A 13528-nucleotide genomic window follows, 5' to 3' on the forward strand; every position below is an offset into this window, starting at 1 on the left:
GGAATCCTGGCTTGCGGCGAAAGAGAGGCTCGACCTTAGCGCGAAGGCGTGGCGCAATTCAAGGTTTTGCCGCGCCGGCAGGGCGTATCGGCGCCGAGCCTGTAGAATCGCGATGTTCGACCGGCACCGCCGGGTCCTTCTGTTGTCCTCCTAGCCTGTCGGCCGCCTCGGGTCGGCAGCGTGCACGAAAACGCCATGTCCGAGTTCGATGAAGCCCGACTAGCCGCGGCCGCCTGGGTGCGCGCGCAGATGGATCGTTATGGCCTGTCGCTGGACGATCTGGTCGCGGCCGGTTGTTTCTCCGGCAGCGGCCGGACCGAACGCGGCCGCGCCGCCGATACGCCAACGTCGGCCACCCCGGCCCCATCATCGTCGGCCGCTCCTTCGCCCGCTCCTTCGGCTGCCACCCCCGCCGCGAACAACGCCGCGCCGCCCGAGCCTGCCGGCGTTCTGTATCGCAATGCATTGGGCCAGTGCTGGGATGGCACCGGCGAGATGCCGGACTGGCTGCAGCGGGCCGTCAACGCGGGCCAGACGCCCGAGTTCTATCGCGTCAGCTGACGTCCCCCGGCATCACCGCGGTGCGGGCCGGCACGCCGCCGTCCATGTCGGGTCGGCGGAACATTGCAGGGCAGCAAGCCCCTTCGTCGGTTTTTCCATACACTCGTCCATTGCCCGCCAGGCCAAGCCTGGCGCGGCTTTCCACTTTCTGGGCAAGGCCAGGGAGACAGACGTTTCGATTCAGACACATTTGTTTACAATGTTGTTTTTGAATCACTACGACAATCCGCTCCGCGTTCGCAGAGCAGGTTCCACGGGGTGGGAGTTGTTGCCCCGCGAATCCGTCAGCGTCATCGCTTTCCCCGTCGCAGCCGACCCGGCCATGTCCCGGCAGGCCATCGGGGAAACGCCTCAGCGATCCGAAACACCAGCAGCACAGCCTTGAAGCCGCGCCTTACCGTGTACGACACGGCGGGGAGGGTGGCGTGTGGGTTTGGCCGGCGTATGCCGGCACGCGGGCGGGGAGCCAGCCGCCCATCGCAGCGAAGCAAAAGAAGCAAAAGAAGCAAAAAGACAAGTCGGCCGGCGCGACAGCGCGATAGACGCGACCGCGACCGGCGTGGCCTTGAGGAAACGGGGAAATCATGGATTGGTCGTCTCGGACCGCGTTCGCGGGCCCGGGCAGGCGCGCGTGCGCGCTTGCCAGGGGCAAAGCCTGGCGCAACCGCCTGCTGGCGGGGCTGGCAATGGTCGTCATGTCATCGGCGGCCACCGCCGCGGACCTGGTGCTGAACCACAGCGACGACGGCTTCGATCCCGTTCCCGCCGGCGGGCTGCTGACCTACACGCTGCGGGTCGACAACAACACCACCAATGCGGCCGCGACCGGCGTCGTCCTCAAGGACACGCTGCCGCCGGGCGTCGTCTTCGTCGACGCGCAGCCCAGCCAGGGCAGCTGCGCGGCGCCGGCCGGCGGCGTGGTGTCCTGCTCGCTGGGCTCGATCCCGGCGTCGGGCGTCGCCACGGTGCTCGTCACCGTGCGCCCGCAGAGCGCCGGCACCATCGAGAACGTGGGCGAGGTCACCTCGGCCGAGTCCGACCCCGATCTGAGCAATAACACCCGGCCGCAGACCACCACGGTTACGCAGGGCGCCGACCTGGCGATCCAGCTGATTCCGTCGAGTCCGACCGTACAGGCGGGCGGCGCGCTGAACTATGCGATGCGCGTATCGAACGCCGGCCCGGACGCGGCGACGTCGCTGCGCGTGGTCAACACGCTGCCGCCGGGCTACACCGCGACCTCGCTGCCGATGGGCTGCTCGCAGAGCGGTTCGACGGTGACCTGTAACGTTGCGGGGCCGATCGCGCCGAACGCCACCGTCGACGTCGGCACGATCCAGGGCGAGGTCTGGACCAGCGCCAGCTCGACGCTGACCGACAGCGCCTCGGTGTCGGTGGTGTCGCCGTCCGCGGCGCAGGACCCGACCAGCGCCAACAACACGGTCACCGCCAACACCACCGTGACCGCGGGCACCGACCTGCGCATCGTCAAGGGATCGACCGGCGCGGACACGGTGACCGTCGGCACCGAATTCGACTACACGCTCGCCGTCTCGTACACCGGCGACGCGCCGGTCGGCATGGAGGTGGTGGACACGCTGCCGTCCCAGGTGGCGCTGCGCAATCCGGGTGCGTTCAGTTCCGGCGGATGGAGCTGCACGGTGTCGGGCCAGACCGTCCGCTGTACCTGGGCGGGCGGCGCGCTCGGCGCCGGCCGCAACGTCAACGCCGGCACCATCTCCATCGGCGTGCGCGCCGTCACGGCGTTCCACCCGGTCAACAACGTGGCGACCATCAGCAGCAGCACGCCCGATGTCGGCAACCTGAACAACAGCAGCACCAAGACCATCGCCATCGTCGATCCGGCCGCCGACCTGCGCGCCGAGAAGCGCGGCCCCTCGCCGGCCCTGGCGACCGTCGGTTCGAAGTGGCAATGGCAGGTCCGCCTGCACAACGACGGACCGAGCGCGCTGGTCGGCACGGCCCGGATGATCGACACGCTGCCGGCCAATCTGCGCGTGCTCGGCTATACCGCGACCAATGGCTGGACCTGCACGCCGACGCCGCCGTACGACACCAGCGCGGGCACGCAGATGACCTGTACCCGCGAGTACACCAGCGGTGCGCCGCTGGCCTCGGGCCAGGCGAGTCCCTGGGTCACCTACGAGGTCGAGGCGAAGGCCGACGGCCAGTTCGCGAACACGATGTGCGTGTCCGCGGTCGCCTCGGCCAGCGGCACGCCGGCGCTCGACAACGTGCCCGAGAACAACTGCGCGTCGTACGGCATGTCGACGCAGCCGCCGAGCGCCTCGGCGAACCTGTCGGTGATCAAGCGCGTCGCGTCGGCCTCGCTGCTGGCCGGCGACATCCTGACCTACAGCCTGCAGGTCGTGAACGCGGGTCCGGAGCCGTCGACCGACGTCACGCTGTTCGACTCGCTGCATACGCTGATCAGCAACGGCGTCGGCCCGATCGGCGAAGGCTTCATCGATGCGGTGATCGCCAACGGCAATACGACCGGCGGCAGCTGCAACAGCGCGGCAGGCAATGCGGGCGTGCGCGATCTGTCTTGCCGGTTCCCATCGATCCCGGTCTGTACCGCGGACAGCGACTGCCCGGTCGTCACGGTGCGCGTGCGCCCCGGCGGCGATGGCGGCGCGCGCCAGAACCAGGCCAGCGCGCTGTCGAGCAATGTCGCCGACCCGGACTACACCGACAACTTCGCGACCGTTTCTTCGAACATCGAGCCGCGCGCCGACGTCACGGTGCAGAAGTCCGCGAACCCGACCAGCATCCCGGCCGGCCAGGACCTGACCTATGTGATCACCGCGCGCAATGCCGGTCCGAGCAAGGCGGCCGATGTGCAGGCGGTCGATACCCTGCCCGCCGGCGTCTACTTCGTGCGGGCGCAGGGCAACGGCGGTGGCAGCTGCGCCACCGCGCTGGCGCCGGGAGCATTGACCACCGGCGGCGAGACCGTGACCTGCAGCTGGGCCGAGATCGTGGCCAATGGGCAGCAGACCGCCACCATCGTGGTGCGACCCGGCACCGCGCTGCGCAACACCACGATCACCAACAACGTGGCCGTCAGCACGTCGACGGTCGAGACCAATACCGGCAACAACACCGGCTTTGTCAACACCAACGTGACCGGCCCCGACCTGGACCTGCTGGTCAACAAGCGCGACAGCGTCGACCCGGTCGCGGTCGACGACATGGTGGTCTATACGATCACCGTCACCAACAACGGTCCGTCGCAGGCGCAGAACGTGATGGTCACCGACACGCTGCCGACGAGCGGCCTGCGCTTCAAGACGCTGACCTCGACCGGCAGCTGCACCACCGGCCCGGTCGATTCGATCGGCGGCACCATCAGTTGCAGCTATCCGCGAATTGCGTCCGGCGAATCGGTGCAGATCCAGGTCGGCATGCAGGGCGTGACCAAGGGGACCGTGCAGAACGCGGTCAGCATCACCTCGGACGAGATCGCCGGCGGCTTCGACCGCAACGCCGGCAACAACCAGACCACCGAGCCGACCACGGTCCGTACCAAGGCGGACCTGATGGTACTGTCCAAGACCGCGGCGCCGGCGACCGTGGACCTGATGCGTCCTTTCATCTATACGGTGATGGTTCGCAACAACGGTCCCACCGAAGGCGACAACGTGCGCGTCACCGACACGCTGCCCGCCAATATGGTGCTGACCGGCCCGCCCGTGGCGACGATGGTCAGCGGTTCGGCCACCAGCCTGAGCTGCAGCGGTGCGGCCGGCGGCAGCACGGTGCAGTGTTCGTTCGGCACGGTCGACGCGCTGGCACAGATCTCGATTGCGATCCCGGTCAAGGTGACCGCGGTCAGCAGCGCCGCGCCGACGCAGTTCACCAACAGCGCGACCGTCACCACCGATTCCAAGGACGAGCAGCCGTCCAACAACAGCAACAGCGGCATCGTGACCGTGGTGTCGTCGTCGCTCGCCGGCGCGGTCTATGTCGATGCCGATAACGACGGGGTGCGCGATGCCGGCGAAAACGGCATCGCCAATATCGCGGTGACGCTGAGCGGCACTGCCTTCGATGGCACGCCGATCACGCGCAGCACGACCACCAACGCCAGCGGCGCCTACGTGTTCGACCGGCTGCCCGAGGGCACCTATCAGATCGGCGAAGGCCCGGTCAACAACGCCGCGTACGCGGACGGCCGCGACACCATCGGCTCGGCCGGCGGCACGGTCGGCAACGACGTGTTCAGCAATATCCCGCTGCCGGGCAATACCGCGGCGACCAGCTACCTGTTCGGCGAGATTCCGGCCAGCGGCATCAGCGGCCGTGTCTATCACGACCGCGATGCCGACGGCGCGATCGACGGCGGCGAGCCTGGCATCGCGGGCGTGACGGTGACGCTGACCGGCACCGACGATCTCGGCGCGACGGTCACGCGTACCGCGACTACCGATGCCACCGGCGCCTACAGCTTCACCGGCCTGCGTCCGGGCAGCTACACCGTGACCGAGACCCAGCCGGGCGACTATCTGCCCGGCCGCACCAGCGCGGGCACCGGCACCAACGGCGCCAGCGGCGGCTCGGTGTCGGGCGGCCCGACCGGCAACGCGGTGCAGGCGATCGCGCTGACGCTGAACGGCAGCGTGGCCAACGTCAACTTCGGCGAGGTCAAGGCTGCGCAGATCGGCGGCTCGGCCTATATCGATACCAATGGCGACGCGACGCGCCAGCCGGGCGAAACTTTCGGCCTGCCCAACGTCACCGTGACGCTGAGCGGCACCGACGATCTTGGCGCCGCGGTCAACGCCACCGCCACGACCAACGCCACGGGCGGCTACAGCTTCGCGAACCTGCGCCCCGGCACCTACACGGTGACCGAGACGCGCCCGGCCAGCATCAGCGCCACCGGCACGCAGGTCGGCACCGGCGCCGCCACGCCTGGCACCGGCAGCACCAACGCCGCGACGCAGGTTATCGCGGGCATTGGCCTGGTGTCGGAAAGCAATGCGGTCAACTACAACTTCGGCCACCAGGGCGACACGCAGCTGACCGGCTCGGTCTATGTCGACCTGAACAACAACGGCCGGCGCGATACTGGCGAGCCCGGCATCGCAGGCGTGGCGGTGTCCCTGTCCGGCAATACGGGCGCGGGCGCGGCGGTGTGTTCGGTCTACCCATGTACGACCACCACGGACGCCAACGGCAACTACGCCTTTGCCAATCTGCCTGCCAGCGATGGCAGCGGCTATTCGGTGCGCGAGCGCGACGGCGCCGGCAATCCGTCGGCGCTGCTGAGCGCCTATGCCGACGGCACGGACCGTGCCGGTTCGGTCGGCGGCGCGCCGGTGGGCAGCGCCGGCAACGACGTGATCAACGGCGTGGTGGTGCAGCAGAACCAGCTCGGCGCCGGCTACGACTTTGGCGAACTGGGCGGCCGCGTATCGGGCTCGGTCTATGTCGATGCCGACAACGACGGCGTGCGCGGCAGCGGCGAGACCGGCATCGGCGGCATCGCGGTGCGCCTGGGCGGCAATACCACGACCGGCATCGATATCTGCACGCTGGTCAATTGCAATGCGACCACCGCGGCGGACGGCGGCTATCGCTTCGAAGGCCTGCCGGCCGGCACCTATACGTTGGTCGAGACGCAGCCGCCGCAGTACGGCGACGGCAAGGAGTCGGCAGGCACGCCCGCCGGCACCGTCAACCACGCGCTCTTCGACGGCACGCCCGGCGCCAACACGATCGGCAACATCACGCTGGCTCCAGGCCAGGAAGGGCGCGACTACCACTTCGGCGAGCGCCTCGGCGGCCTCGGCGGCGCGGTCTACAGCGACCTGAACAACAACGGCCTGCGCGATGCCGGCGAGCCGGGCATCGCCGGCGTGCAGATCCGCCTGAGCGGCACCGATGCCGCTGGCCAGGCGATCACCCGCACGGTGACCACCGGCGCGGACGGCGGCTACGTGTTCACCGGCCTGCCGAAGTCCGGCGCCGGCGGCTACCAGCTGGAGCAGCAGCAGCCGGCCAACTACCTGGACGGCAAGACCACCGCCGGGGAGCTCGGCGGCAGCGGCTGCGCCGGCTGCTGGACCACGGCACCGAACCAGGTGCCGAACCTCAGCCGGATCGGCAATATCGTGTTCGATCCGCTGCAGAGCGGCACGAACTTCAACTTCGGCGAAGTCGGCGGCGGCAGCATCGCCGGCAAGAGCTGGTTCGACGACAACGGCAACCGCGTGCAGGACGCGGGCGAAGGTTCGCTGCCGAACATCACGATCACGCTGACCGGCATCGACGATCTCGGCCAGCCGGTCAACCGCACGGTGCAGACCGGCGCGGACGGCAGCTACCGCTTCGACGGACTGCGGCCGAGCGACGCCGCGGGCTACACGATCACCCAGACGCAACCGACCGCTTATATCGACGGCGGCGTGGTGGTCGGCAACCGCGGTGGTACCGCGGGCACCAACCAGGTCAACGGCGTCAGGATCGACAGCGGCGTGGCCGCGGCGGGCTACGACTTCCCGGAGCGTGCCTCGGGCCTCAGCGGCTCGGTCTACGTCGACATCAACGCCAACGGCCGCCGCGACAGCGGCGAGCCCGGCATCGCCGGCGTCACGGTCGCACTGTCCGGCCCGGTCACGCGCACCGCGACGACCGATGCCGATGGCCGCTACCGCTTCGGCGACCTGCCGGCCGGCACCTACACCGTGACCGAACAGGGCGGCCCGGCGCTGGCGATCTACAAGGATGGCCAGGAGACCGTCGGCAGTGCGGGCGGCACGGCCGGCAAGGACACCATCGGCAATATCGTGCTGGACGCCGGCGTGCCGGCGGGCGGCTACGACTTTGGCGAACTGACCGGCGACAAGGGCAAGATCACCGGCCAGGTGTGGATGAACAAGCCGGGCGGTTCGCGCGAAGTGCGCGAGGGCGACGAGCCGCCGCTGGGCGGCTGGCGCGTGGTGCTGTACAAGGACGGCGCGCCGGTCGGCTCGGTGGCCCCGGTGTTCACCGATGCCAGCGGCCGCTATACGCTGGACAACGTGCCGGCGGACAACGGCTACGAGCTGCGCTTCTTCAATCCGGGCGGCGCGCTGTACGGCTATCCGGTGCCGAATCCCGCCAACGGCGTGGTATGCCCCCCGCAGAGCAACGATCCGCGCTGCGCCAGCGGCGGCCGGCGCGACGTGTCGGCGATCTTCGACGTCGTGGTGGCCTCCGGTGCCACGGTGATCGAGGAAAACCTGCCGGTCGATCCGACCGGGGTGGTCTACGACGCCGTCAGCCGCAATCCGGTGCGCGGTGCGAAGGTCACGCTGATCGGCCCGGACGGTGCGCCGGCGCGGCCGGAGTGGGTGGTGGGCGGCGCGCCCAATGTCGAGCAGACCACCGGCGAGGACGGCTTCTACCAGTTCCTGCTGACCTCGCAGGCGCCGGCGGGTACCTACACGCTGCGCGTGGTGCAGCCCGCCGCGTATCTGCCCCCGCCTTCGGGCATGCTGCCGCCCGCCAGCGGCGTGTTGCCGGCCGGCGGTGGCGGCCTGCTGCAGGTCGTGCCGACGCCCGGCGCGCCGCGCGGCAACGACACGGTGCTCTGGTACAACGCCTTCGCCTTCGGCGCGGTGCCGGCGCAGATCGCGCACAACCACATCCCGCTCGATCCCGTGCTCGGCGGCGCGCTGCGCGTGGTCAAGACCACGCCGATGCTGAACGTGATGCGCGGCTCGCTGGTGCCTTACACCATCGCGGTGACCAACACGCTGAACGCGCCGCTGACGCATATCGCGGTGCGCGACCTGCTGCCGCCGGGCTTCAAGTACCGCAGCGGCTCGGGGTCGATCAACGGCGTCGGCTCCGAACCGCGCGCCAACGGCCGAGAGATGACCTGGCCGGTGCAGACCTTCGCCGCGGGCGAGACCAAGACCTACCGGCTGGTGCTGCTGGTCGGTACCGGCGTCAGCGAGGGCGAGTACACCAACCAAGCCTACGCGCTGAACGCGATCGCCAACCTGCAGGCGTCCAACACGGGCGCGGCGACGGTTCGCATCGTGCCCGACGCGGTGTTCGACTGCACCGACATCATCGGCAAGGTGTTCGACGACCGTAATGCCAACGGCTATCAGGACGACGGCGAGCCGGGCATTCCGAACGTGCGCGTCGTCACGGTGCGCGGGCTGCTGGTGACCGCCGACGCCAAGGGCCGCTTCCACGTGCCCTGCGCCGATATTCCGCAGGCGGACCGCGGCTCGAACTTCGTGATGAAGCTCGACGAACGCACGCTGCCGTCGGGCTATCGCGTGACCACCGAGAACCCGCGCGTGGTCCGTGCCACGCGCGGCAAGATGGTCAAGCTCGATTTCGGCGCGGCGATCCATCGCGTGGTGCGCATCGAGGTCGATGCCAAGGCCTTCGCCAACGAAGGCAACGAGCTGCGGCCCGAATGGCAGCGCGAGCTCGGCAAGCTGGTGCCGGTGCTGGAGGCCGGCGTGTCGGTGGTCCATGTGTCGTATCGAGGCAGGCCCGGGGAGACGGGATGGGCGGACAGACGGCTGTCCTACCTGACCGATGCCTTGCGACGACTTTGGGCCGACGTTCCCAATCGTTATCCGCTGCAGATCGAAACCGAGTACGTCGAGGTCCGATAATGAAAACAATCCATCGACGTCGCACGGCCGTGCTGGTCGGGGCCCTGTTCGCGGGTACGCAGGGAAATCTGTGGGCGCAGGGCGCGCCGGGAGCCGGCGCGCCGGCCAACGCGTCCACCATGCCCACCACGCCTGCCGCCAACGCAACGAAGGGCGCGGTGCCGCCGCTGATGCGGGGCCTGTCGGAGACGGGCCGCCGCGATGACGACAGCCGGCTGTTCGAGCGCGCCATGCCCGCCTCGGCGGAGCGGCCGCTGCGGCTGGACGGCTTCACGCCATCGGAGATCGTGCAGATGCGTGCCGCCGGCGCGCAGCCGCCGCAGGGCGAGCCGCTGCTGCGCGAGCAGGTCTCCGATGCCGGCGGCGCGCTGTTCGATTCCGGCGAGGCCGAGCTGACGCCGGCCGCGCGGCAGGCGCTCGACGCCATCGTCGCAAAGTATCGCGGGCAGCCGGACGTGTCGATTCGCGTCACCGGCCATACCGACGACCAGCGCCTGTCGCGCCGGACCGCGGCGCGCTTCGGCGACAACCAGGGACTGTCCGAGGCGCGGGCGCTGGCGGTGGTGCGCCATCTGGCCGATGGCCTGAAGGTGCCCGTCGACCGCCTGGCGGTGCAGGGCCGCGGCGCGGCAGAGCCGGTCGCCGACAACGCCAGCGAGGCGGGTCGTGCGCAGAACCGGCGCGTGGTGGTCGAGATCAGCGCGACCGTGACGCGTGCGGCAGCGCCGGCCAGGGCCGACGATGCCAGCTGCCGCCCCGCCGCGAGCGGCGACGGCGCGCTGCCGCCGTTCCGCGTCACCGTCGATGGCAAGCCGATCGACGCGGCGCCGACCAGCGAGGCCGATGCGCAGCGCTGCGTCGACGTGGCGCTGGCCAACGCCGATATCCAGATCCGCTACGACCCGATGCAGGTCACGCCGGCGCTGAACGCCTGGGTGTCGCCGGAGAACGTGGCGCGCGGCGAGACCGTGCATTTCCGCACCTGGACCAACTACAAGGCCTGGATCGCGCGCGGCGAAATCCGCGTGTTCCGCGCGGACCAATCGCTCGACGAGACGCCCTATGCGGTGGTGCCGGTCGTGCGCCCCGACGACATCGCCTGGCAGCCGCCGGTCGATGCGCCCGAGTCGATGCGCTTCGTGCTGCGGGTCTACGATCAGCGCGGCCGCTTCGACGAGACCGCGGCCAAGCCGCTGCGCCTGCTGGCGCGCGTGCGCGGCTTCGCCGATGCCGACAGCGCCGAGCGCGAGCGGCTGGCCGGCTATGGCGAGAACAGCCGCATCGTGCGCAACATCCCGGTCGCGGGCGGCACGGTGACCGTCAACGGCACCGCGATTCCGAAGGGCTATCGCGTCGATGCGCTGGGCGATGCCGTGCCGGTCGATCGCAACGGCGCCTTCGTCACGCGCCAGATTGTCGCCGCGGGCTCGCAGCAGGTTCGCGTCTCGGTCAGCGATCCGAACGGCGGCGGCACCACCTTCGTGCGCAACCTGGTGGTGGCCGACAACGACTGGTTCTATATCGCGCTGGGCGACCTGACCGTGAGCCGCAATTCGACGGCCGGTCCGGCCAGCATGGTCGCGGTCGACGGCAAGGACACTTACGACAAGCGCACCTCGGTCGAGGGCCGCGGCGCTTTCTACCTGAAGGGCAAGATCAAGGGCGAATACCTGCTGACCGCGGCGGCCGACACGCGCGAGCAGCCGTTCTCGGATCTGTTCTCGAACTTCGCCAGCAAGGATCCGCGCTATCTGCTGCGCCGGATCGACCCGGACCAGTTCTATCCGGTCTATGGCGACGACTCCACCATCGTCGACGACGCGCCGACCCAGGGCAAGTTCTTCGTCAAGCTCGAGCGCGGCGATTCGCACGTGATGTGGGGCAATTTCCAGACCACGTGGACCGGCACCGAGCTGACGCAGTATTCGCGCGGACTGTACGGCGCGAACCTGCTGTGGCGCTCGGAGGACAGCACCGCCGCCGGCGAGCGGCAGTCGAGCGTCAACGTGTTCGCGGCCGAGCCCGGCACGCTGCAGTCGCGCGAGGAATTCCGCGGCACCGGCGGCTCGTTGTACTACCTGCGCCGGCAGGATGTGACGATGGGCTCGGAGCGGCTGTGGATCGAAGTGCGCGACCGCGACTCGGGCCTGGTGCTCGAGCGCACGCCGCTGCAGCCGGGCGGGGACTATGACATCAACTACCTGCAGGGCCGCGTCACGCTGCGCGCGCCGCTGTCGGCGGTGGCCGACGGCTCGGGCATGCTCGTGCGCACCGGTGCGCTGCCCGGCAATCCGGTCTACCTGGTGGCGACCTACGAGTACGTGCCCGGCATGACCGAAGTCGATGGGCTCGCCTATGGCCTGCGCGGATCGCACTGGTTCAACGACTATCTGCAGGTCGGCGTGTCGGGCTACCGCCAGGGCGGCGGGCAGGGGCGCCAGAGCCTGTTCGGCGTCGACGCGACGCTGCGCTACCGGCCCGGCACCTATATCAAGGTCGAAAACGCGCGCTCGACCGGCACGGGCGCGGGCACGCAGGCGTCGCTCGATGGCGGCTTCGCCTTCGCCGGCTACGCGTCCACCGGCGATCCCGCCAATGCGCAGCGGGTCGAGGGCGCGGTCGAGCTCGGCGACCTGGTACCCGACGCCAGGGGCCGCGTCAGCGCCTATTGGCAGAACCGCGAGCAGGGCTTCTCCGGCCCCGGTCAGATCGGCTTCGGCGGCGAGGCGACGCGCCAGCAAGGCGCGCGCGTCGACCTGCCGGTGGGCGAGGACACGCGTGTGATCGCCCGCGCCGACAAGCGCGATGCCGTCAGCCAGGACACCTCGTCGGCCGAGGCCAGCGTCAAGCACCAGCTCAACGAGCAGTGGGCTGCCAGCATCGGCGCCCGCAGCGACGAGCGCGGTACCGCCTCGCCGCTGGTGCAGAGCGCCTGGCTGGCGCAGCAGGGCCGGCGCACCGATGTGGTGGCGCGGGTCGACTACAAGCCCGAGACCGAACCGGTGCCGCCGGCCACTGGTACCGAGCCTGGCAAGCCGCCCGCGGCCACGCCGCCGTGGGACGCCTATGGCTATGTGCAGCAGACCGCCCAGCGCACCGGCTCGCGCAGCGACAACGATCGCGCCGGGGTCGGCGGTACCTGGCAGGTCAGCGACCGCCTGCGCCTCGGCGCCGAGGCCTCGCAAGGCGATGGCGGCTTCGGCGGCAAGCTGTCGGGCGACTGGCGCGTCAACGATCGCAGCAATCTCTATCTGCAGTACGCGATGGAGACCGAGCAGCCCGACCTCGGCTATCGCGGCCGCTTCGGATCGCTGACGGGCGGCGGCCGTACCCGCATGTCGGACACCGTGGCGCTGTTTACCGAAGCGCGCTACGCCTACGGCAGCGGCCCGCAAAGCCTGACGCAGGCCTTCGGCGTCGAATACGCGCCGACCGACAAGTGGACCTATGGCCTGCGTGCCGAGGCCGGCCGCGTCTCGGACCTGTTCGCCGGCGACATCAAGCGCTGGACCACCGGCGCGTCGGTCGCCTACAAGGACGACCGCCTGAAGGCGACGTCGATGCTGGAATTCCGCCGCGAGCAGAGCAACGTCTCGGGAGACCGGGACAGCTGGCTGTTCCGCAACACGGTGGGCTACCAGGCCACGCCGGCGTGGCGGCTGCTGGGCAAGTTCAATCTGGCCGCCAGCTCGTCGAGCCGGGGTGTGTTCTTCGATGGCGACTTCACCGAGGCGGTGCTCGGCGCCGCGTACCGGCCGGTCGACAACAACCGCTGGAACGCGCTGTTCAAATACACCTACTTCTACAACCTGCCGTCACCGGGCCAGTACACGCCGGGCAGCGGCTCGTTCAATCCGGTGGTTGCCGATTACTCGCAGAAGAGCCAGGTGGTGTCGGTCGATGCGATCTGGGACGTGATGCCGGTGCTGTCGCTGGGCGCGAAGTACGGCCTGCGCTGGGGCAGCCTGAAGCCGACCAAGGCGGCGGGAGAGTGGTTCTCGAGCACGGCCCAGCTGGTGGTGCTGCGCACCGACTGGCACGTGGTGCATCAGTGGGACGCGGTGCTGGAGTTCCGCCGGCTGTGGGCGCGCGAGGCGCAGGATGCGCGCGCCGGCGTGCTGGCGGCGGTCTATCGGCATGTCGGCAAGAACACGAAGATCGGCGTCGGTTTCAACTTCACCGATTACTCGGACGACCTGACCGATCTGTCGTACCGCCACCGCGGCTGGTTCCTGAACGTGGTCAGCGCGTTCTGAGCCCGGCGTGCCCCGCGTGCCCTGGCGGCTGCAACGCCGCCGGGCGCGCGCGCCGGCCGA

At 69.7% G+C, this 13528-nt stretch carries 3 protein-coding genes; all 3 read left to right on the forward strand.

Features of this window, described 5'->3' with window-relative positions:
- The first annotated feature begins 195 nt into the window (after window positions 1–195).
- The 3 genes from LRR16_RS02060 (at window position 196) to LRR16_RS02070 (ending at window position 13468) form a co-directional block, all read left to right on the forward strand.
- Window positions 196–561, forward strand: coding sequence for an H-NS family nucleoid-associated regulatory protein (locus LRR16_RS02060; protein ID WP_232204645.1), 366 nt, complete (start codon window positions 196–198; stop codon window positions 559–561).
- 695 nt (window positions 562–1256) lie between these two features.
- Window positions 1257–9212, forward strand: coding sequence for an SdrD B-like domain-containing protein (locus LRR16_RS02065; RefSeq protein ID WP_232204646.1), 7956 nt, complete (start codon window positions 1257–1259; stop codon window positions 9210–9212).
- 119 nt (window positions 9213–9331) lie between these two features.
- On the forward strand, window positions 9332–13468 hold the full coding sequence (locus LRR16_RS02070) for an OmpA family protein (RefSeq protein WP_232204647.1): 4137 nt from the start codon (window positions 9332–9334) through the stop codon (window positions 13466–13468).
- Window positions 13469–13528 lie beyond the last annotated feature (60 nt).

The sequence above is a fragment of the Cupriavidus sp. UGS-1 genome (genome assembly GCF_021213615.1).
Classification (GTDB): Bacteria; Pseudomonadota; Gammaproteobacteria; order Burkholderiales; family Burkholderiaceae; genus Cupriavidus.